This window comes from Sutterella wadsworthensis 2_1_59BFAA, from assembly GCF_000297775.1.
GTDB lineage: Bacteria > Pseudomonadota > Gammaproteobacteria > Burkholderiales > Burkholderiaceae_F > Sutterella > Sutterella wadsworthensis_A.
The window spans coordinates 88763-110339 of the sequence record NZ_JH815521.1 but is presented as its reverse complement, the minus strand read 5'-3'; the positions used below and the strand labels follow the sequence as shown (position 1 = coordinate 110339).

The 21577-nt window shown below is 56.6% G+C and carries 15 protein-coding genes; 9 read left to right on the top strand and 6 right to left on the bottom strand.

The window, feature by feature from the left end; genetic code table 11:
* Window positions 1–230: helix-turn-helix domain-containing protein (locus HMPREF9465_RS11340; protein WP_005437119.1), on the bottom strand; the 230-nt coding region annotated here is incomplete at its 3' end.
* Between the two features lie 412 nt (window positions 231–642).
* Complete coding sequence (locus tag HMPREF9465_RS11335; RefSeq protein WP_005437118.1) at window positions 643–1833, bottom strand: ATP-binding protein; 1191 nt, start codon at window positions 1831–1833, stop codon at window positions 643–645.
* A gap of 209 nt (window positions 1834–2042) precedes the next feature.
* On the opposite strand from HMPREF9465_RS11335, the gene HMPREF9465_RS13345 reads away from it, so the two are divergent.
* The 3 genes from HMPREF9465_RS13345 (at window position 2043) to HMPREF9465_RS11320 (ending at window position 8235) form a co-directional block, all read left to right on the top strand.
* A complete protein-coding gene (locus tag HMPREF9465_RS13345) occupies window positions 2043–2453 on the top strand; it encodes a hypothetical protein (RefSeq protein ID WP_147645385.1) in 411 nt (136 codons plus the stop codon).
* Window positions 2454–2758: 305 nt separating this feature from the next.
* Window positions 2759–5209 carry an autotransporter outer membrane beta-barrel domain-containing protein gene (locus HMPREF9465_RS12590; RefSeq protein ID WP_147645383.1) on the top strand — a complete coding sequence of 817 codons (2451 nt, stop codon included), beginning with the start codon at window positions 2759–2761 and terminating at the stop codon, window positions 5207–5209.
* Window positions 5210–5559: 350 nt separating this feature from the next.
* Window positions 5560–8235 carry an autotransporter outer membrane beta-barrel domain-containing protein gene (locus HMPREF9465_RS11320; protein WP_005437112.1) on the top strand — a complete coding sequence of 892 codons (2676 nt, stop codon included), beginning with the start codon at window positions 5560–5562 and terminating at the stop codon, window positions 8233–8235.
* A 686-nt stretch (window positions 8236–8921) separates the two neighbouring features.
* Here HMPREF9465_RS11320 and HMPREF9465_RS13970 read toward each other — a convergent pair.
* Window positions 8922–9392: a type II toxin-antitoxin system RelE/ParE family toxin gene (locus tag HMPREF9465_RS13970; RefSeq protein WP_331270991.1), complete on the bottom strand. Its 471-nt coding sequence runs from the start codon at window positions 9390–9392 to the stop codon at window positions 8922–8924.
* Between the two features lie 155 nt (window positions 9393–9547).
* Between HMPREF9465_RS13970 and HMPREF9465_RS11305 the strand changes: the two genes are divergently transcribed.
* A complete protein-coding gene (locus HMPREF9465_RS11305) occupies window positions 9548–11992 on the top strand; it encodes a DMSO/selenate family reductase complex A subunit (protein WP_005437105.1) in 2445 nt (814 codons plus the stop codon).
* A 14-nt stretch (window positions 11993–12006) separates the two neighbouring features.
* A complete protein-coding gene (locus tag HMPREF9465_RS11300) occupies window positions 12007–12597 on the top strand; it encodes a 4Fe-4S dicluster domain-containing protein (RefSeq protein ID WP_005437103.1) in 591 nt (196 codons plus the stop codon).
* A 117-nt stretch (window positions 12598–12714) separates the two neighbouring features.
* On the opposite strand, the gene HMPREF9465_RS11295 is transcribed toward HMPREF9465_RS11300, so the two are convergent.
* Window positions 12715–13839 carry an amidohydrolase gene (locus HMPREF9465_RS11295; RefSeq protein ID WP_005437102.1) on the bottom strand — a complete coding sequence of 375 codons (1125 nt, stop codon included), beginning with the start codon at window positions 13837–13839 and terminating at the stop codon, window positions 12715–12717.
* A 558-nt stretch (window positions 13840–14397) separates the two neighbouring features.
* Between HMPREF9465_RS11295 and HMPREF9465_RS11290 the strand changes: the two genes are divergently transcribed.
* Window positions 14398–15561, top strand: a complete 1164-nt coding sequence (locus HMPREF9465_RS11290; RefSeq protein ID WP_005437100.1) for a P1 family peptidase — start codon at window positions 14398–14400, stop codon at window positions 15559–15561.
* Window positions 15562–15704: 143 nt separating this feature from the next.
* Here the strand turns inward: HMPREF9465_RS11290 and tnpA are convergent, their stop codons facing one another.
* Window positions 15705–16106 carry an IS200/IS605 family transposase gene (gene tnpA, locus HMPREF9465_RS11285; RefSeq protein WP_005437099.1) on the bottom strand — a complete coding sequence of 134 codons (402 nt, stop codon included), beginning with the start codon at window positions 16104–16106 and terminating at the stop codon, window positions 15705–15707.
* A gap of 66 nt (window positions 16107–16172) precedes the next feature.
* On the opposite strand from tnpA, the gene HMPREF9465_RS11280 reads away from it, so the two are divergent.
* From HMPREF9465_RS11280 to HMPREF9465_RS11270, 3 genes are all read left to right on the top strand, one after another.
* Window positions 16173–17303, top strand: coding sequence for an RNA-guided endonuclease InsQ/TnpB family protein (locus HMPREF9465_RS11280; protein WP_005437098.1), 1131 nt, complete (start codon window positions 16173–16175; stop codon window positions 17301–17303).
* Between the two features lie 241 nt (window positions 17304–17544).
* The gene (locus HMPREF9465_RS11275) at window positions 17545–18411 is read left to right on the top strand and encodes a suppressor of fused domain protein (protein WP_147645379.1); all 867 of its coding nucleotides are present in this window, start codon (window positions 17545–17547) and stop codon (window positions 18409–18411) included.
* Between the two features lie 29 nt (window positions 18412–18440).
* Window positions 18441–19430 carry a suppressor of fused domain protein gene (locus HMPREF9465_RS11270; protein WP_081579518.1) on the top strand — a complete coding sequence of 330 codons (990 nt, stop codon included), beginning with the start codon at window positions 18441–18443 and terminating at the stop codon, window positions 19428–19430.
* 119 nt (window positions 19431–19549) lie between these two features.
* Here the strand turns inward: HMPREF9465_RS11270 and HMPREF9465_RS11265 are convergent, their stop codons facing one another.
* Window positions 19550–21043 carry an ATP-binding protein gene (locus HMPREF9465_RS11265; RefSeq protein WP_147645377.1) on the bottom strand — a complete coding sequence of 498 codons (1494 nt, stop codon included), beginning with the start codon at window positions 21041–21043 and terminating at the stop codon, window positions 19550–19552.
* Between the last annotated feature and the right edge of the window lie 534 nt (window positions 21044–21577).

The following is a 21577-nucleotide window of genomic DNA, read 5'->3' as shown; positions in this document are numbered from 1 at the left end:
GCCATGCAGTCGTATTCCGCCAGCCAGGCGTACTTCTTCGACTTCTTCGCAATGGCGATGAGCTTCTTGAGGTCGTGAATCGGGTGAAGATTGACGCCCTTCACCTTGTAGAAATGCGTCTTGAGATACAGCGCCTTGTTGTAGCAGAACCGCACGGCACCGAAAAGACCGGCCAGATATTTCTTTTGGTCGGGCGTCGGATAGAGTCGAATGCGGATGGCGCGGATCATTCGTGACAGAGGAAGGAACGGTATGGAAATTTGAGGAAGCTCTTCAAAAGCCCTCTCTAATTTTGCGCCCCGAGAGCTTTTATCTATTACACAGGCCAAATTTCTGTGCAAACGATTGTTCAGGGTACTTTTGAAGAGCTTCCTTGATTATATGAGGCTTCCTCTTTTAACGTATGCCTCGCATTTCGCCGTCTTTTCCGCCATTCCTCCCCGCCTCACCGAGGCGAGGGTTCCTGGCGGATTTGGCTGAGCCAGACTCACAAATCGCGATCAAGAAATTGTCATCAGGGTCAAGCGCTTCTTCAGTAAGCACCCTATCGGGTGGTTTGCCGATAAAAATCGCCATCGTAACTGCGAAATTTATAGAAAATTCGCAATCGTACCGGCGATTTTTATCATTTTGAGCCCGATGTCAGACAAGTCTGCTGTCTGTGGCGTTGTCTGCCATGGGTTGATCGGCAAACCAAAGCCTCATCAAGTCATCTGGCGTCACGGTATCAATGGGTGCGTCCGGATAGGCAGTCGTGAATTTGCCAGGGCGCGCTTTGGCAGACGAGGAAAGCTTGCATTCAAAAGCTCGGATTCTTTCGTTTTTGACTTCAAGAAAATCGAGCTCATGAGGGTTGTTGCTGGTCGTGCGCCAGAAGTACATGTCGGTAAAGTCGTTTCGAATGCTGTGCAGTTTCACGCGTTCCATGAAGAAGAAGTTTTCCCACAGGGCGCCGCCATCCTGGCTGGGTCTGGCTACCATTGGGCTGAAGTCACCGATGATCGCGTTCCTGACGCCATTGTCGCAGAAGTAGACTTTTTTGCCCTTCTTGAGTTCGTTGCTTAGATTTCGGGAAAAGGAGGGACAAATTTTGATTATGAAGCATTGTTCCAGAAGTTGGAGATAGTCGGCGACTGTGGTTCTGCTCAGGCCGGTGTCGCGTGCTAGGTTGTCATAATTTACTTCTGAGCCTACGTTATAGGCGAGTAGCTTGACGAGGTGCATGAACTTCTCGTTCTGGCGGATCCCCGCAAGTGCAAACAAGTCTTTGTACAAAACGCCATCGCAGTAATTGCGCAGTGTCGATTCAGCATGGTCGGGATCTGTGAAGACGGCTGGATAGGTGCCGTAAATCATCAGACGTTCGATGTTCTGGCTAATTTCGCCCCAACCTTTGGCGGCAGCGATTTCCGAGATGGAAAGCGGCCACATTTGTCTATGGACAAGACGGCCAACGGCGCTTTCTTTGACGCCTTTGGCAAGTTCAAGTGAGGATGAGCCAGTGGCAAAGATTTTTTTCCCGAGGTTCAAGCGAACGTTTACATCAACAAGTTGCTTGAGGATCAAACCGATGTTGGGAAAACGTTGTGCTTCGTCGATGATGATCGTATCGGCTTGGCGAAGGGTGAGTTCGACATCAGTTGAAGAGCTGAATTGGAGCTGTCTATGGTCGGTGATGAGATCGCCGTTAAACCAGCGAACGGACTTTTCATACTGTGAAAGTTCAGTCAAAAGCGTCGTTTTCCCAATTTGACGAGCGCCGAAGATAACGACAGCCTTGGGAGGAGTTTCACGGGTGATTTGAGGTTGCAGTTCTCGTTGGATATAGGGCATTTGTAAAAATCTCCATCGTAACTGCGAAATCTATAGAAAATTCGCAATCGTACTGGCGAATTTTATCATTTTTTTTGTACGAGAACATAGGCTTGAGAGGGTAGGAGAGGCTGTAAAAGTAATTCCTATCTCAGTTGACGGTGCTGATAATCTGCCTGAGAAGTGAAAAACGCAATCGTAACTGCGAAATTCATAGAAAATTTGCAGTCATGCTGGCGTATCTTATTGATTTCAGACGACAGCTCACAGTAAGCACCCTATCGGGTGGTTTGCCGATAAAAAGTTCGAAATCAGGATTGCTCCTGTTTGTCTTGGGACCGAGTAGAATTCTTGGTACAGTCGTACTATCAGGTGCCAACTGTCGGCACCGGCTTTCCAAACGAATTTTAGAGGTGCCCATGAAGGCTCAACATTTTGCCCGCAACATTCTCGCCGCCGCGGTTCTCTCCGCCTTAGGCGCCCATGCAGCCGTTGCCGCAGACTTTTCCGAAGGGGTTTATGAAAACCGAGGCGAACAGCAAGAATTCGAGAACTTCACCGTGAAGAACACGGATGGGGCGGAGCTGGACAACAGGGCCGGCGTCCTCATCCAGAAGATGGGGGGGATGTTGGATCCCTAACCGTCAACAAGCAGTTCCGGGTTGATGTTTCGGCCACGGAGACTCACGCCTCGCTGCTCGCTGGTGTTCGTCTCGATCCCCAAAGCCTGCTTAAGCTGCAGGATGAAGCTCTCATCTCGGTGAAGAATACGTCGAAGCCATCTGACGCAGACGCCTCAGCAGGGAAGGTGCCTTCCGCTACTTTTGGCCTTTTTGTCAACAGCTCGACTGTTGAAGCCAAAAAGCTTACCGTTGGGGTGGAGTCTTATGAGTCCACAGTCACAAGTGGCGTTTTCGCTTTGGTGGGGGATTTGTCCGCCGAGACCTTGACGATCAATGTGAAGGCTGCTGAGGAAGTTGATCCTGACGTTGAGTCGATTGGTAATGCGTCCCCCGCCTTCGACTACTCTGAAGGTACTTACGGCCTTTATGCCCAGGATTCTACGGTCGAGACTGGCAACATGAACATCGTGCTCGACGCGACCAATTCGCCGTCCGCCAAAGGCATCTCAAGCTCGGTCGGGAGCCTGGCCACCAACAATCTGTCGATCAGGGTGAACGCTCAGAACGTGTCAGGTGACGACTATCAGGCCGTGGGGCTTGAAGCTACGGAGGCCAAGGTGTCCGTCACCGAAGCCATGAATGTCATGGTCGAGTCTCGCAATTCCAAGTATGCCAAGGGTGTTTCGCTCAAGGATGGCGAGCTGACGGCAGGTGACGTGTCGATCACTGTGAAAGGGCAGGCCGACCCTGGAAGCAATTACAAGGCGGATGGTTTCCTTTCGGACGAATCTACTGTGACCACAGGTAGCCTGAACATTTCGGTCACGAACACCGACAAGGCTTCGGGTATCGTTCTGGGCGACAAGGTGACGATGACTGTGAATGATCTGACGATCCTTGCGAAGTCCGACGACCGGGTGGGGGTGGGCATAGACACACATGCAGAAGCCACTGAAAAGAGCACGCTTGTCGTTACAGGCAGGACCGACATCAGGGCTGAGGGTGTCATGGCTCGTGGTTTGGCCCTCGAGTACGCCGGGACTGAGTTCAACGGCGAAGCCCGCATTGAGGCTTCCGGTAAGCAGTCGGCCGTCGGCGTTTGGGCCGGAACCCGCACACTTGTGGACTTCAATGATCATGCCGTGATCAAGACGACAGCAACAGGTGGCGAGGAATATGAAGGAGATTCCCGAGCGGTCTTTGTCGAAAACGGTGATCCCGATGGGGAGGCCACCGTACGTTTCTACAACGGTGCTGAGATTGTTTCCGACGGATATGCCTTCTATGGTGATGGGAAGGGCACCAGCGCCAACATCTACCTCTGGAGTCACGAGGATACTGTCACGAACATTGTCGGCGATGTCTACATGACCCAAAAGGCAATGGCCGATATGAACCTGTCCGAGGGCGGCACCTTCACCGGCGCGACTTCGGGTGACGGCTTGATCTACGTCAAGCTGGACAACGGCGCTCGCTGGAACGTGACGGAGGAAAGCAGCGTCACTTCGCTTACCTTGACAGAACAAAGAGACGGCAAGAGTGCCCTTCTTTCCTTCGCGTCTGCAGATGCCACCCTGAATGTGAAGGATCGCTTGACGATTGGGTCGGGCACGACGGTTGTGGAGATGAACAAGCTGCCTGCAACCGGTGAGTCTTACATTACATTCGTCGAAGCCAATTTCATAAACATGAGCTCCGGCAAGATCAATGCCGTCATGTCGGGTGATTTCAACGACGCCTACACGGGTTCTACGAGCGATGCGGTGAACGCCGCTGCGAACGCCATTTTGGGCGATGACCTCTCCAATTCCGTCACTAACGTCTACTTTGAAGAAGGCCGTCTCGCGGGCGCCGTCGAGGCATCCCGCAATGATGACGGCACCTTCACCGTGGTCCAGAAGGCCAACGAGAAGATTGAAGCCGTGAAGACGCTCTCCGTTCTGTCCGCCCTCCAGTGGCGCCACGACATGAACGATCTTATGAAACGCATGGGCGAACTTCGCACGAGTCCCGAAGGCATCGGCGGCTGGGTGCGCGTCTACGGCTCAGAACAGGCTCACGACGGCATCGACATGAAGAATGCCTCCGTTCAGGTCGGCGCCGATGCGGACGTCGGCATGGGCTGGAAGGCAGGTGCTGCGTTCTCCTACACGGACGGCTCCTCCGACATGACGGCTGGAAGTGCTGACCACAAGGCTTGCGGTCTGGCGGCCTACGGCACCTGGCTGGGCGAGGGCGGTCACTTCGTCGACCTCATCGCCAAGGTGAGCAGGGTTGAGACGGACTACGGCATCAAGGGCACCAGCGGCAGATTCGAAAACAATGCGTTCAGCCTCTCCGCCGAATACGGCCGTCACTTCGAGCTGGCGGGCGGCGCCTTTGTCGAACCGCAGGTTGAAGTGACCTGGGGTCGCATCATGGGCGACGACTTCCTCAACTCCGAGGGCGTGAGGATCGAGCAGGACGACTTCGACAGCCTGATCGGCCGCATGGGCGTTCGCGCTGGCTTCAATTTCCCGAAGGACAAGGGCCTCGTCTACGCCCGCGCCTCCGTGCTGCATGACTTCAAGGGAGAGAGCGAGGCGGTTGCCAGCCTGGGTGCAAAGAGCGTCCGCATGTCCGACGACATCGGCGGCACCTGGGGTGAATTCGGCGTCGGCGCGAACTTCCGCCTGACGCCCGCCACCTACACCTACGTTGACCTCGAAAGGACGACGGGCGGTGAAGTGAGCGAGATGTGGCGCTGGAACGTCGGCGTGAGGCACGTGTTCTGATAAGCACGATCGGCGCACCGGACTGAGGTTCGCCGTCTCAACTTCGGAAGGGCGGGGCAGCATCAATGGGATGCACCCCGCCTTTCCATATTCGGCGACCGATGGTTCAGGCGACAGGGCAATGACCCTGCAGCAGTTTCAAATGAACAAGGCAAATGCTAGTGCTCGTGTGGCGGACAACGGCGGCGGCTTGCCCCCTTCCTGAATAGATGCTGAAGTCAGAATGGGAAAGAAATATCTTGTCTGATTGCGGAAAGAAGAGGACAATAATAAATGTTCAAGCCAAAAGGTGCTCAGTGGCTGGGTTTTGTTGGTCTGATTGGCGCCGATGGCTTTTTCGGAGAAGACAAATGACAAGTATCCGCCTCACTCACACCGCCCTCGCTATTGCCGTCGCGGCCGCCCTGACATCAGGAGTGGCCGCAGCAGCCGAGCAAACAATGCCGTCCGTCAACACTGATGTTCTGACGGGGCAGTCAGGTGACACCCTGAAGACAGTCAGCCACCAGGAGTACGAAAACAAGGGTACGATCAAGAATTTCGGAACGATCCACCTTGCGATCTGGTCGACCCTGACAAACTCGGGCAACATCGAAAACATCGGCAGTTTTACGGGTGAAAGCGACGCATCAAGGCTAGTCAATAAAGCGTCGGGCACCATTCACGTCAATTCCGATGCGTTTGACGTTTCCCTCCAGAATGAGGGCAACGTGATCGTCCACGGGGACTCACTTTCCTTTGTTGACCGTGATCTGGTGGTGAAAACGGGGTCGACCATCGCTGGCGCCGACGGCAAGCGTCTGAAGAAGATTTCTCTCCGCAATGAGTCGGGAGAAAGGACTGCGGCTGCGGTGGAGGTTGAAGAGGGGGCCGTGCTCGAGGCCGACGTCATCGAGGCTGACTCTGGAAGAATCGGTTCTGTGGTGAAGGGCAAGATCACGGGGGATGTTGTGAACCTTCAGGGCTCCTTCATCAATCTTTATGCTACGGCTGAAATCATTGGCCGCGACGTGACGCTTACCCAGATCGATCAGGTGAGTCAGGATACAGATAAAAAGTTCGACGGCGGCAGGATTACGGCTACTGAAAAGCTGACCCTCACGAGCTTTTCCTGTTACGAGAATACGCTCATCTCTGCACCCGTCATCAGGGCGGCGACCAATGCACTTACTCTCATGGGTGAAACACAGTTCAAGGACGTCGAGCGTCTGGAACTCGGGTCGACGATGAGCGTTTACGATAAGGCCACTATCAACGGTGACAACAGCATCAAGGAGGTGGTGTTTATCGAGACGACTGGTGCAAACGGTCCTCGCATTCAGCAGATGCAGGATTCGACAATTCACATCGGCACGCTGACGGTCAACAAGTCGGAGACGATGGATGGAACGCTGACGACCTCGAACCTCGTTGACAAGTCGAAGCCGGCGGAAGACGGCAGAGTGGCTTTCGTGGTGGACAACGTCAACATTGCAGATGGGGCCGCTCTGACCGTTTACGCCGACGTCAGCAAGGCTGGGGAGAAGACAACGAGTGTCGAGCTTGGCAATGTTGAAATCGGCAAGGACGGCGAGCTGCAGCTGGGCTGGCGCGATGGTGGATATCTGGCTTCCGGAGAAAAGACGATCGAACGTCTGGTTCTCAAGGAAGGCGCCTCAGTAAGTGTTGACCCGAACGCAACGCGTGCTGAAGGGAAGGCGGTCGAGGCTCAGATCGCGAGCATTTCGTTCGAGGGCAGCGGTGCGTCGGTGGCCACGACGATCAAGGGCAGCTCCACGGACGTGACCATCAAGGAAGGCGTAACGGGGTCAACCCTTGCGGACGTTCAGAGCGAGAAGCTCGGCGTTACGATCGAAAAGGTTTCCGAGACCTCCCAGATCAGCGCAACGGTTGGTGAAAAGACCGCCGTCACGGTCACGGGCGCCGCCGCCAACAATACGGGCAGTGCTGTCGACGACCTTGAGGCCGTTGCGCAGTCTGTTGCGGTCACGACGAAGAACGAGAAGGGCGAGACGGTTGAGAAGACCATCACGGTCACGCAGGAGGCCGACGAGATTCATGACGGCGCCACGGGTTCGGTGACGTTCGACGAAACGGGCAAGAGCGACGTTACGGGCGTCAAGACCAGTGCCAACGTCAATACGCACGGCATTGCCGAAATGACGGTGCTCGGCCTTCAGATCTGGCGCAACGAGATCAACGACATGAACAAGCGCCTCGGTGAGCTGCGCGATTCGACCGCAGAGGAAAACGGCGTCTGGGCCCGCGCCTACCACGGCAAGGCCTCCGGCGGCTTCCTCAACATCGAGAACAAGTACACGGCCTTCCAGTTCGGCTACGACCGTCAGGTTGTACCCGGCACCTGGATCGGCGGCGCCCTTTCGTGGACCGACGGCAGCAGCGATTTCAGCGCGGGCGGCGGTGACAATTCCGTGCTGGCGCTCACGGGCTACGGCTCTAAGCTCTGGGACAATGGTCTTTACCTTGACGTGACCGCGAAGTACGGCCGCATCAAGAACGAGTTCGACATCGTCTCGAACGTGGGTCGCACGACGGCCGACTACGACACGAACGCCTTCTCGATGTCCGCCGAAGCGGGCTGGCGCCTCTATCCGCTGCACAACGCCTTCTTCGTTGAGCCACAGGTCGAGGTGATGTACGGCCATGTTGAGAGCGTAGACTACACGACCTCGACCGGCGTCAAGGTCGAACAGGACGCTGCCGACACGCTCATCGGTCGTGCGGGCGTGGTGCTCGGCGTCAAGTGCCCGAATGACCGCGGCAACGCCTACGTGCGCGCGTCGGTCCTCCATGATTGGAAGGGCGAGACCGAGTACAGGTTCGGCAAGGACGGCGCCATGCGCACGATCTCGGGCGACTTGGGCGACACCTGGACCGAGTACGGCATCGGCGCGAACTTCAACGCCACGAAGCAGGTCCACGTCTATGCGGACGTGGAGGCGACGAGCGGTGCTGAAATCGACACTGACTACCGCGTCAACCTGGGAGTGCGCTACGCCTTCTGATGACCCTACGGGCAGCTGCCTCTCGACTGCCTGAATGAGAAAGGAGGCCTCGAATCCCCTGTGGGTCGGGGCCTTTCAATTTGGTTCCCATAAGGGAATGGTGTGGCGGTGCAGGGCGCGCGAAATTTCCATTTCGTTCATCTGGCGCTCCGAAAAGGCGTTCTTCGGGACTGAATCGGCACCTGCTGCGGGCGTTATGGGCAGTCGAATACGTCAGCAGGGGCGTCTGCTCGAGCTCGACGTTTTGACCGGCTGAAGACCCAACAGAGTGACAGAGGAACAGCGACGACTGCTTACAATTGTAAGCACCCTATCGGGTGGTTTGCCGATAAATAGTCCGAAAAAAAGCCCCCGGCGGTTGCCGAGGGCTGTGGTTGCAACTTAACTCAAGACAGCATCAGCTCTGAAACAGGGCTAGTGGTAGCTTGAGAGCTACGAGTTACGCAATCGCGTGTTTAAGCGAGGGCTGTTGATTTCTAGAGGCGATCTCTCTAGTCGCTCTCTGCAAGATTTCATAGGTTTTAAGGGTTCCTCGTGAGTCGCCTAGAAATTGGCAGGCTCGAAGGTATACGCGTCCTTCAGGGTCTTCATTGTAACAGTCGACGATAAATTCAATGATTTCCTCGTCTGTTTCCATGTGATCCACGGGGTTGAAGGGCGATGCTTTGACTTTATCTGTGCTCATCTCACAACTCCAAATTTTCTGCCAATCGGGTTGCAGTATCGATATCAGCTTGTTGTGTTCTCTTGTCACCACCAGCGAGAAGGAAGATTATCTCTCCGTTCACTGTGGTGAAGTACACGCGATAGCCTGGTCCAACATCAATACGCAATTCTGAAATTTTTCCCACGCGGTTAACGTCTCCGAACAGGCCAGCCGCGACTCGGGCAATTCTTCGGTCAACCGCTTTCTTTGCGATCTTATCCCTCAAACTAGCGTACCAGTCATCAAATCGCTTTGTAGATTTGACCTCTAAGTAACCTAACATGCAAGACTCCAATGTGTTTGGACAGTATAGTTGCGCAGCAGTTTTTCTGAAACCCCATCCAAGCGCCCTCACCTGTATGGCTGTGTCAAGTGAGGAACGGGCAAGGGCGTACGGGCGTTTAGCCTCTTTCGCAGAGAGGAGGATGGGAGAAATGCTCATGTCGCTCATGGGCGACGGTCCTATACTCAAACGAGTGCCCGAGTCATTCGGGCGCGTTTAGAATGGGAGGTCCCGAGGGAAAGGGCGCACGGCTGCATTGGACCCCGCAGCCGCCCGAGGATTCAGGACTCTTCCCTGCATGACTTTTTGAGGAGATGAGAAGCATGCTTTCACGACGTCATTTTCTGACAAATACGGCCATGCTCGGCTCTGCCGCCGGGTTTGCGGCCACGCCCTTGAGCAGCGCCGTTGCGGCTGCGGTCGACGATCTTGAGACGACGACTTGGTCGTGCTGTTCGATCAACTGCGGCTCTCGCTGCCTCTTGCGCTGCGTCTCGAAGAAGGGCCGCGTCATCCGCATCGAAACCGACAACACGGGTGATCCGGAGGCCGGCGCCTCCGCGACGTCCTGCCCGCAGGTGCGTGCCTGCCAGAGGGGGCGTTCGATTCGCCAGCGCCTCTATTCGGAAGAGCGCCTGAAGTTCCCGATGAAGCGCGTCGGGCGCCGCGGCGAAGGGAAGTTCGAGCGCATTTCCTGGGAACAGGCGCTTGACGAGATCGCCGCAAGGCTCAAGAAGACGATTGCCGAGCACACCAACGAATCGATCATGCTCATGCACGGCTCGGGCAGCTATTCGCTCTTCAACAACCGCAACTGCACGTTCCGGTTCTTCAACATGATCGGCGGCAACATCGGCTGGTATTCGGACTATTCGGCCGCCTGCATACAGCATGCCTGGCCCTACCTCTACGGCGGCTTCGGCTACGGCGGCGTGCGCTCGACGAACGACGGCGCGGGCTCGTACATGAATCAGGTGAAGAACGCGAAGCTCTACGTCACCTTCGGCAACAATCCCGCGGTCACGCGCGCCTCGGGCGGCGGCCAGTCGTGGGAGCTCTACGGCGCGCTCCGTGAAGGCAAGACCCGCATGGTCGTCATCGATCCGATCTGCACCGACACGCTCGCGGGTCGTGACGCCGAATGGGTCGCCATCCGTCCGGGCACCGACGCCGCGCTCTGCGAAGGCATGGCCTGGGTGATGATCAACGAGAACCTCGTCGATCAGGCCTTCCTCGACAAGTACTGCGTGGGCTACGACGAAAAGACGCTCCCGAAGTCCGCTCCGAAGGGCTCGGACTACAAGTCCTACATTCTGGGTCAGGGTCCCGACAAGACGGCCAAGACGCCGCTCTGGGCCTCCCGTATCACGCAGGTGCCGGTCGAGACGATTGAACGCCTTGCCCGCGAGATCGCCACGACGAAGCCCGTCTTCATCTCGCAGGGCTGGGGTCCGCAGCGCCGCATGAACGGCGAGACCCAGTCGACCGCGATCGCCATGATGGCGCTCCTCACGGGTCAGGTGGGCCTGCCCGGCACCAACTCCGGCGCACGCGAGGGCGACTCCTACGGCATCGACATGGGACTGCCGACAGGCAAGAACCCGATCGGCAAGTCCTTCCCGATCTTCCTCTGGCCGCGCGCCGTGAAGGACGCGAAGGGCATGACCGCGTTGAATGCGGGCGTGCGCGGCTGCGACAGGCTCGAGCACAACATCAAGTTCATCTGGAACACCCAGGGCAACACGCTCGTCAACCAGCACGGCGGCGTCAACCAGATCCGCGAGATCCTCGAGGACGAGAAGCTCGTCGAGACGATCGTCGTGGTCGACAACCAGATGACGCCTTCCGCACGCTTTGCGGACTACGTGCTCCCCGACACGATGAATCAGGAAATCGACGACATGCAGGGCGACGCCTATGCGGTCGGCGACTACAACTACATCGTCGCCTGTCCCAAGGCCGCCGACATCCTCTGGGAGCAGAAGCCCAACTATTGGATCATGACCGAAATGGCGAAGCGCTTTGGACTCGAAGAGAAGTTCACCGAAGGCCGCACGCAGAAGGAATGGATCCGCTGGGGTTACGAGCAGACGCTGGCCAAGGCCGCCAAGCAGCCCGATCCGATCAAGCTCCCGGGCTTTGACGAATTCTGGGCGAAGGGCTTCGTGAAGTACCACATGGGTCGCGATTCTGGCATTGTGCTCAAGGCCTTCCGCGAGGATCCGGAAAAGCATCCGCTCAAGACGCCTTCGGGCAGGATCGAGATCTACTCCGAGCGTCTGGCGAAGATCGCCGAGACCTGGGAGCTCCCGAAGACCAAAGGTCAGGAAATCCATCCGATCCCGCGCTTCATCGCGACGGCCGAAATGCTCGGCCAGGGTGATCCGCTCGAGCAGAAGTATCCGCTTGAGGTCTACGGCTATCACGGAGCAGGCCGCACGCACTCGACCTACCACAATGTACCGTGGCTCCGTGCGCTGCATCCCGACGAGCTGATGATCAATCCGATCGACGCCGAACCGCGCGGCATCAAGACGGGCGACAAGGTCCGCGTCTTCAACGACCGCGGCTCGCTGGTCATTCCGGCCTTCGTCACCGCCCGCGTGATCCCGCATCTCGTGGCGATGCCTCAGGGCGCCTGGTACAGGCCTGATGAAAAGGGCGTCGATCAGGGCGCGTGCTTCAACGTCCTCACGACGCTCGAGGCCACGCCGCTCGCCAAGGGCAATCCTTCCCACACGAACCTCGTGCAGGTTGAAAAGATTTGATGCGGAGGCAGATCATGAAGCAATACGGATTCCATTTCGATGCGACGCGCTGCACCGGATGCAAGACCTGCGTGGTGGCGTGCTGCGACAAGAACGGGCTTGAGGACGGCAGGCAGTTCCGCCACGTCCTCGCTTATGAAAACGGCGGTTGGCGTCAGGACCGCATGACGGGCGCCTGGCATCAGGACGTGACCCACGGCTATGTCTCCGTCTCGTGCAATCACTGCGACGATCCCGCATGCGTGAAGGTCTGCCCGACCAAGGCGCATGCGAAGCACGACGACAAGGGCGGACTCGTGCTCATCGATCCTGCCAAGTGCATTGGGTGCGGCATGTGCGCGAAGGCCTGCCCCTACGGCGCACCCGTGCTCGACGAGAAGGCGCACAAGATGACGAAGTGCGACGCCTGCGTTGACCGAGTCGTCAAGGGCGAGCTTCCCGTCTGCGTCGCGGCCTGCCCGCAGCGTGCACTCGACTTCGGGTATGTCGATGACCTCAAGGCGAAGTACGGCGAAGGCGCGCACATCGAGCCGCTGCCGTCTCCCGCCATGACGAAGCCCAACCTGCTCGTGACGCACGGCAAGTCCGCAAAGGTCGTGAAGTAGGAGAGTCGGAAGGGAAGGGCTTCCGGAATGCGGAGTCCTTCCCGGGATTCTTTTGAAAAGAAGGCCCGCCGGAACTTTGATTCCGGCGGGCCTTCGGTCATTCAGGCGTGATGGGTGTCATCGTGCGTTGGTGCGCGCGACGAATCCCGTGAAGACGCCCCAGCCGACGGGGAGCGAGGTGCGGTCCTGAATCTCGAAGTCGGGGCGGTGATGACCGTGGTGGTCGCACCCGAAGTAGAAGAAGGCGCACTTGCCGCCGTGTGCCTGGATGCGGCGGATGAGCATGGTACAGTCTTCGCTACCGACCTTGGCGTTCATGTCGGTGACGAGCGTCACGCCTTCGGCGTCGCGGGCGGCGGCCTTGACGAGCTCGACCGCCTCCTCGTCGCCCTTGTAGGTCACGGCCTCGCCCATGCGGGTGAGCTTGTACGTGCACTCGTAGGCTGCGGCGAGGCCCTTGACGGTCGTCTCGACGTTGGCGGCCATGTAGTCGTTGATTTCGGTCGACTCGCCTCGGACCTCGAGGACGACGTAGGCGTGGCCTGCGACGATGTTGCGGGCCGTGCCCGAGACGATCTTGCCGACCTGCACGCGGGTGATGCCCTTGCTGTGGCCGGGCAGGCTGCCGAGCGCCATGACGGTGTTGCAGGCGCACATGAGGGCGCTGTGGCCCTTTTCGGGACTGCCCGCCGCGCAGGGAAGGCCGAAGATCTCCAGGTCGAACTTCGTGGTGGCGAGATAGCCTTCGTGAGAGACGCCGATCCGGCCGGGTTTCGCGTCGCAGCCGATGTGGCCGGCGGTGAACCAGTCGACGTCGTCGAGAACGCCCGAAGCGGCGATGGCGGCTGCCCCGCGAACGCCTTCCTCGGCGGGCTGGAAGACGAGTTTCACCTTGCCGCAGAGGGTCTCCTTGTTGTCGGCGAGCCACTGCGCGACGCCAAGGCCCACGGCCGTGTGGCCGTCGTGCCCGCAGGCGTGGGAGAGGCCGGGACGCGTGGAGGCGAAGCCCTCGCGGTTGGGCAGATGGTTTTCGTCCTTCGTCTCCTCGATGGCGAGGCAGTCGATGTCGAAGCGAAGCGTGGTGACGGGACCGGGACGGCCCGTGTCGAGCACGCCGACGCAGCCCGTGTAGCCGCCCATGCGCTCGAGGAGGGCTTCGGAGACGCCTGCGGCGCGGGCGAGCTCAATGGCGTCCTCGACCTCTTCGGGCTTGCGGGCCATGACGGCGTCGGGATTGATCACCTGAAGGCCGTCGTTTCGAATTCGAGCCAGCCTTGTTCCGGATTCATGTGGAAGCTGCGGCGGTCCTCGACCATGCGGTCAACGTATTGTTCGGTATGTGCGGTCATGTTGATGTCTTTGAGACCCCGGTTCACGCGGATAATAAAACTCAATCGGTTTTGACACCTGTCGATTTTAGGCGGCACATGCTGAAGAACTGAATCGGATTAACCCTTTGGGCGGGCCTTTGTGAAAGGTTCGGACAAATGGATGCAGGGTCTTTACGTACCCTATCCCGACGAAGCCGCCTGAAATCGATCGATTGCAGCACACAATGCCTGATTCGGGACGCAACCTTGGTTCAAGGTCTTGCGGCGCAAGGGTTCGGGGAGCGGGGAGGGTGTTTTCGGCAGTCAGCCTGCGGGAGCGGCGAATGCACGATTTTCGGGAAACGGAACTCAGGGAAAATGGGGAGATTACGTTTTGCGCGAGCGTGAAAACCCGAATAGTCATATTTGAGCGACATGGATATGCTCACTTCTGCCGGCACGACCAGCCGGTTTGAAAGGAGCTAAAAAAATGAATTTCATGAAGACTCTGGTGGCCGCCTCCGTGGCCGGTGCGATGATGGTAGGTGCGGTGTGCGCCCAGGAAGACTCGCTGCGTCCGCGCGAATACGGCATCCAGTTCGGCGTCCTGCAGCCGGGCCAGAACAACGCCATCACTGACGTTGAAGGCGTGCTCGTCGGCCAGGTGAACGTGCATGACGACAAGAAGGGCGCTCATACGGGCGTGACCGCGATTCTTCCGCACGGCGGCAACCTCTTCAAGGAAAAGGTTCCTGCGGGCATCTTCCTCGCGAACGGCTTCGGCAAGATGACGGGCTATCCGCAGGTGAAGGAACTCGGCAACATCGAGACGCCGATCGTCCTCGTCAATACCCTCAACGTGGCCGCAGGCCTTGACGGCATCATCGACTATACGTTCTCCTTCAAGGAAAACGGCGACTGCCGTAGCGTCAACGGCGTGGTCGGTGAAACGAACGACGGCGGCATCAACGACATCCGCGCCCGCTTCCTCACCTCCAAGGACGTCCTGAAGGCCATCCAGACGGCCAAGTCCGGTCCCGTTGAAGAAGGCGTCGTGGGCGCAGGCTCCGGCACGAAGGCCTTCGGCTTCAAGGGCGGCATCGGCACGTCGTCCCGCAAGCTGCCCGCGAGCATGGGCGGCTACACGGTCGGCGTCCTCGTTCAGACCAACTTTGGCGGCTTCCTCAATGTTGACGGCGTCGCCGTGGGCGAAAAGCTCGGCGGCTATCCGTGGCAGAAGGAAATCGAATGCGCCGACGGCTCGATCATGATGGTCGTCGCCACCGACGCTCCGATTGATGCCCGCAACCTCGAGCGCGTCGCCAAGCGCGCCTTCATGGGCCTCGCCAAGGCGGGCGGCATCGCCTCGAACGGTTCGGGCGACTTCGCGATCGCATTCTCGACCGCCAAGGAAAACCGCGTTCCGCACAACACTAAGAAGCTCGAGAAGCTCCAGAACGTCAACGTCGCCAATGACGACATGACGCCGATCTTCATGGCCACGATCGAGGCCACCGAAGAAGCCGTCGTGAATTCGCTCTTCAAGGCGAAGGACGTCAAGGGCTACAACGGCAAGGTCACCAAGGCGCTTCCTGTCGACCAGGTCCTCGAAATGCTCAAGGCTGAAGGCAAGATCGTCAAGCAGCCGCGTTGATGCATCATCAAGACTCGTTAGGGAATTGAAATCAAGTGAAGGCTCCGGCAAGCGTCGGGGCCTTCATTGGTTTTGTCGTTAGCCAAACCGCCGGGAAACCCTCGCCTTTGTGAGGCGGGGATGAGAGGCGGAAATGGCAATTGCTAGTCGGTACCCTGGTTTTCAACATATTGCTTGAGTACATCCAGGGTAACGCCGCCGGCCGTGGCGGCAAAATATGATCTCGACCAAAAGAGCCCAGTCCTTCCTCCGTGGAGAATGTTCGGGTATTTGGAACGGATCATGCGTGAGGATACAGTCTTCAAAGCATTGACGATCGAAGATACGGACAGGCTTGGCGGGAAGGCCAGAAGCACGTGAACGTGATCTGCCTCACCGTTGACCTCCATGGGCGTGCAGCCCATTTTCTCCGCAGTTTCGGTCAGTAAGCTTCGAACTTCTTCCAGAATGTTCGGCGTCATGACCTTTCTTCGATACTTCGTTGTGAAGACAAGATGAACGCACAGTTTGGTTACGCTGTGGCGACGTTTGTCATAATCTTTCATAAGACCGCCAATTGCAAAAATGCTAAAATTTAACTGTAGCACAGCCTTTCACGTACTGACCGCCAAATGATCCGCGCTATCCGTTTTCGCATTTATCCGACGTCCGACCAGAAGAAATATCTGGCCGGACTTTTCGGTGCCGTGCGGTTCTGCTACAACAAGGCGCTGTATCTCAAGACACATTTCTACAAGGTGAAGGGTGTCAATCTTCACCCGATTCACGACCTCAAGAAGCTCATCGCCATTGCGAAGAAGTCGAAGAAGTACGCCTGGCTGGCGGAATACGACTGCATGGCATTGCAGGAATCAGTTCGCAATCTGAACAAAGCCTATGGCCGCTTCTTCAAGAAGGAAGCCGGATATCCGCGCTTCAAGTCCCGACGCGGCGAACAGTCCAGCTACCATTGCACCGGCGTTTCGGCAGGCGACGACTTCGTCAAGGTGCCGAAGATGAAGAAGATCAAGGCCGTCATGCATCGGAAGATCGAAGGCAAGGTCAAGAGCATCACGCTCTCGATGGATGCCTGCGGCGACTACTGGGCTTCCGTTCTCTACGAGGACGGTCTGCCCGAAGCCGTGCCTGCGACATGCGTTCGTCAGTCCAAAACGGTTGGCGTTGACGTCGGCATTGAGACCTTCGGTACATGCTCCGACGGTGAAAAGATCAAGTCTCCCAAAGCTCTCAAGAGAGCAGAAAAGAAGCTCAAGAAGGCGCAACGCGCCTTCTCAAGAAAGCAGAAAGGTAACAAGAATCGTGAGAAGGCCCGCAAGCGTCTGGCAAAACTGCACCGCAAGGTGAAGCGCCGACGCAGCGACTTCCTTCACAAGACCTCTCGACGATTGGTGAACGAAAACCAAGCGCTGATTTTCGAGACTTTGAAAATTCAAGGCATGATGAAGAATCACCATCTAGCAAAGGCGATTGCCGATGCCGGATGGGGTGAATTCATGCGCCAATGCGAATACAAGGCGAAGCATGAAGGCAGGATCTTTGCAAAGATCGGCACCTTCTGTCCGTCTTCGAAGACGTGTTCCGCCTGCGGTCACAAGCTCAAGGAACTGAGCCTTGCAACCCGCAGCTGGACTTGTCCGCATTGCGGCGCACATCATGACCGAGACCTAAACGCCTCCCTGAATATCAAGCAGGAAGGCATCAGAATGTTGAAGGCGGCTGGGCTGACCGTCTTGCGCTCGTAACGTCATGAGCCGAAGCCTGTGGAGACGTGTAAGACCCGAACGATCGTCCGGGCTGTGTTGAAGAAGCAGGAAGCCTCGCCCGATTTGTTTTCAAATCGGACGGGGAGCAGTCACGGAATGATCCAATTGCGGTGCTGGGCGGTGATTCGATGATGGTTTTGCTTATGAACTTCAGGAGGAAGCTATATGGAAGCCAAGACATTCGTTCCCTCTCTTCTCGCCGTCGCAACGCTTGCCGCCTTTGCCTCGACCTGTACCTGTTGACTCGCGCTTCATTGCGGCGACGAAATGCCTGGCCTGGAAGGTTGGAGGCGAGAGGCCCTACTGGCTCATCGTGACGACCGTCGGCGCGCTCACCGACAAGCACGGCAACCGGTACCAATTCTCGCTTCGCGCACCCGCGTCCGAGTCGGATCGGGTGCCCGGATGGACCATGGACATGATTTCGCAATTTTTGGAGGCGCTCGAACACCAGCCGTGCAGGATGAGCCCAGCCCTCTCCTGTCCTCAGGAAGGGTTGAAGAAGCTTGACGGCACGCCGAGCAAGATTGCCTCGAGCTGCTTTTGCAGGGATGCTGACCTCGGCGCGTTCAGTTGCCGGGATGGAAAGTTCGAATTCGTGAGCCTCTTCGGGATGACGAAGGACGAAACCGAAGCCATGTTCGCGCTTGAGGCGAAAAAGGTGCTGGAATTCCTCTGGGTGCAGAGCACGCCGCACGGTCTGATGGACTTTGAGCGGGAGAGCCATCTCAATGCCGAGACTTCCCGGCGCCTGCGCGAAGAAGCGGCCGAGTCGGGTCGCGAATTCGGCACTTGGCACGCTGCATTCGAAGTGGTGGAAAAGTTCGGGAAGATTCGGCTCACGGTGCCGGCGGCCTCGAGCGGACAATTCGCCGAAGCATTCGGGTGCTGCATCATGCTCAAGGAGCCCATGCGGGTTGACAACGGCACGGACGTCGTGACGTTCGAGATGGGCGGCGAAGCACGAAGGGAGAACGGCGTCGTCACGATTCCCGTGAACATGTCCGAAGTCGCGAAGGTGTCGAAGGTGCTCGTCGAGGGCGGTCGGCACGCTCGGAAACAGAACGGCTATACGCTACACGTATAATGAGAATGCAGAAGCTGATGGAGACAAACATGACGACCAAGATCACCCAATTGCATACCGCGACGCTCTCAGCCATTCATGATGCCTGGGAGCAACTGCTCAAGAGCCGCGGGCTCGACTTCGTCGAAGGGCCGGCGGCGATCGTGGAGGCGGAGGGCGAAGCCTATCTGATTTCCTGGAAGGTGAAAGGACAGCGTCCCTATTGGCTCATTGTCACGTACGCCATGACGGGAGGCCTTCATCAGGGCGTGACTCGTTTTGGCATCGACGGACACGGCTTTGAGTTTTCGATTCGCGTCCCGGCCAAGAACAAGGAGCGGAGCCCGTCCGACAAGGTCTGCGCCATGCTGACCAACCTGATCGGCACAGCGCGCCGCGCGCCCGAGCACGTGCATTCGGGCTTTGCCGTCGTCAACAGCGTCAAAAGGGCCAATGGCAGGCATCTTGCTGACTTGGTGCTGCTGCTTTGCGACGACCGCGATCTCCCGGAAGTCCAAACGCCCAACGGCCGTGTCGCGTTCCTGGCCGCTCAGTTCATTACGCGCGAGGAGCTTGAGCTCTGCATGAAGGGCAATCCCGACTATTTTTCCGCCGTGCTTTGGGAAAAGACGACGCCTCACGGCCTTTCGAACTTCTGCCGCAAGCCCATCATTACGCCGCAAATCGAGGCGGCCTGCATCGAAGCGGACGAGAGCGGCCTCAAGGACGCAACGGATTTCCAAGGCGACTTCGAAATCACGCGGGATGCGCAGGGACGAACGGTGCTCGAGCTCGGCGAATCCGGGTTCGAGCACTTCCGGCGGATGCTGTGCAAGGTGCTTTTCCTACGCGAAGAATTCACGCTTCGCCATGAAAACAGTGTCGTGAGGGTAAAAAAGGGGTTCCCGGCCGTGCGTCACGAAGGCGGCCTGCTTGAGCTTGCGCTCGATCAGGTTACGGCATTCGGAATCAGCGTGGCGCTCTCAGGCGGCCGCGCTTGGGAGGACGACGGGCTCGGGCTTCGGATTACGCTTCGCTGACGGAAGGGTTTGAGTCCGACCGTAAGCGTTGAAGAAAGGCCCGCCGGGTGTGCACGCCGGCAGTATCGGGCTAAGCCGTAAGCCGCCAAAAATCAATTTCCGTTCCCGAAACAGAACGGTTACCCTCTCAACTCGTCAGCGTATAAATCGTTAAGATCGTAAAGAACAAGATCGTTCCTATATTCAGCTTTCTTAAACCCTGATTTTGAAATGAAGCCGTAACGAATCGCTTTAAGCGGCGAAGCGTTCACCTGCTCAATCTCGGCCTCAATTTGGGCCGGTGTCATAGGCTGATTTCGGCATTTCACTTCGTAAAATGTGAATCCTGTTTGATCTTCCGTAACAACATCGAATTCACCGTTTTTCTTTAACTTCGGAATGTCATAGTAGTATCTTCCGATTTTAAAGAATGGAGGGGTGATCCTGTTTAATTTGTTGGATCGAATAAGGAATTCCCGACAGATGCCTTCAAATTGCTTGGGAATGTGTTTGGTGTCCAAATCGGGGCCAATGAACAAGTCGTAAAACTTTTCGGGATTCATGAATCCCATATGGCTGATGTTTTTGTAGATGTATTTATAGTAAAAGTGCACCATGTTGTCTCGGAAGACATACTGAGCCTTTTTGAGATTATCGGGCGCATTGATGGGATAGTCTTTCGAGATCAAATCCAGGGATCCCAACTGATTCAGAACAGAAGCAAGCGAGGAGGCGGGGAGCTTCGTATACGTAGCGATGTCGGAATACTTCCTCGCGCCTTGTCCGAGAGCCTCGAGAACAAGATTGGCGTTGTTCACCTTGGAAACTTCCGCAGCGAGGAACAGCGTGACCTCGTTTGAGAGAATCGCCTCAGGCAAGAGAAAGAGCCTTATGAAGTTCTCTTCAACGGAAATGGACGGATCGATGAGCGAATTGTAATAGGGGATGCCGCCCAATGCTGAATAAATCTTTATTTTATCTTCGTTGGAATAAGAGGCATAGAATTCAGCTGATTCGTAATAATCCATCGGATGGAGATTCATGACGAACGAAGAGCGGCCGTAGAGGGGGCTTTTGTAGGCGAGTATCCCCTTCATAATGTCAATGTAAGATCCGCAGAGGATTATTTTTAATTTCGATTCCCCCTTGTATCGATCTACCAAGGCTTGAAGAATACTGTCGAAACCGGGAATCAAATCCCGCAGGAAGGGATATTCGTCGAAGACTAAAACGGTGGCGTCAGATTTACAGAATTTGAACAAGAAGTCGATGGCGTCCTCAAAGTTGTCAACTGCAAGAGGCGGAATGCCCAACTTCAAACCCAACAACGACATCAGCTGACGGAGATTATTTTCTTCCGACGTTTGCTTGCACTCCAGGTAGATGAAGGGCAACCCAGAGCGCTTGAGCGATTCCTTGATCAGGAGGCTTTTCCCCACACGCCGACGGCCGTAAATCACGCCAAGATTCGTCGACGCGTTTGCGTAAAACGCCGACAGCGTCTGAAGTTCGGACTTGCGTCCATAAAAGTTAAATTGAGTCATCGTAGGGACATCCGGCTTGGGGGTGAGCAGTGAAGTGCGCTTGCGAATGGCGGAGTTTGGTTTGCTTCCAAACAATGTAGTAAAACTCACCGCAGGCGTCTGAAGTAAATTTTACTACAACTGTAAGAAGTAAGTTGCGATGATTCGTCTTCGAACTTGAGTCGACTCCGCAGCGAATTCATAACGCTTGTCGTAGGCAATGCGGTCAATGAGATAGGATTCCTTGAGATCAGAGTTGAACGCTGCAAGAGCCATGTCGAGGCCAACAGCTAATTAGATGGTCAGCTCCCAAGGGGCATCGAACACCGGAGACCATCCATGCAGAACTTGACAAACGGGCAAAAAAAAAGGTTCATCTCGGAAGTCCGTGGAACGCGGCCTTGACTTTTAAGAAAAAGTCTGGTCGGCTCCCTCCAAGAAAAAAGTAGCGCTCACTCCCAATTTCAGGCAGATTCAAGTTACTAGAGAAGAACCGCGAAAAAAGGATGAGCGCTATGACCAATATTGTAGGGCAACTTTTCAAATCTCTCGATCCATGGCCCGGCTTCCAGATCACTTCTTTCAAGATTCAAGTCTCGCCCGTAGATGGCAGGAAGACTCTAATTCTTGATTTGCGACCTGTCG

What these genes read in the sequence shown, in the direction of transcription:
- HMPREF9465_RS11335 (WP_005437118.1), bottom strand. Translation starts at nt 1,833, where the DNA reads ATGCCCTATATCCAACGAGAACTGCAACCTCAAATCACCCGTGAAACT.
- HMPREF9465_RS13345 (WP_147645385.1), top strand. Translation starts at nt 2,043, where the DNA reads ATGCTGGCGTATCTTATTGATTTCAGACGACAGCTCACAGTAAGCACC.
- HMPREF9465_RS11320 (WP_005437112.1), top strand. Translation starts at nt 5,560, where the DNA reads ATGACAAGTATCCGCCTCACTCACACCGCCCTCGCTATTGCCGTCGCG.
- HMPREF9465_RS13970 (WP_331270991.1), bottom strand. Translation starts at nt 9,392, where the DNA reads ATGAGCGACATGAGCATTTCTCCCATCCTCCTCTCTGCGAAAGAGGCT.
- HMPREF9465_RS11305 (WP_005437105.1), top strand. Translation starts at nt 9,548, where the DNA reads ATGCTTTCACGACGTCATTTTCTGACAAATACGGCCATGCTCGGCTCT.
- HMPREF9465_RS11300 (WP_005437103.1), top strand. Translation starts at nt 12,007, where the DNA reads ATGAAGCAATACGGATTCCATTTCGATGCGACGCGCTGCACCGGATGC.
- HMPREF9465_RS11290 (WP_005437100.1), top strand. Translation starts at nt 14,398, where the DNA reads ATGAATTTCATGAAGACTCTGGTGGCCGCCTCCGTGGCCGGTGCGATG.
- tnpA (WP_005437099.1), bottom strand. Translation starts at nt 16,106, where the DNA reads ATGAAAGATTATGACAAACGTCGCCACAGCGTAACCAAACTGTGCGTT.
- HMPREF9465_RS11280 (WP_005437098.1), top strand. Translation starts at nt 16,173, where the DNA reads ATGATCCGCGCTATCCGTTTTCGCATTTATCCGACGTCCGACCAGAAG.
- HMPREF9465_RS11270 (WP_081579518.1), top strand. Translation starts at nt 18,441, where the DNA reads ATGACGACCAAGATCACCCAATTGCATACCGCGACGCTCTCAGCCATT.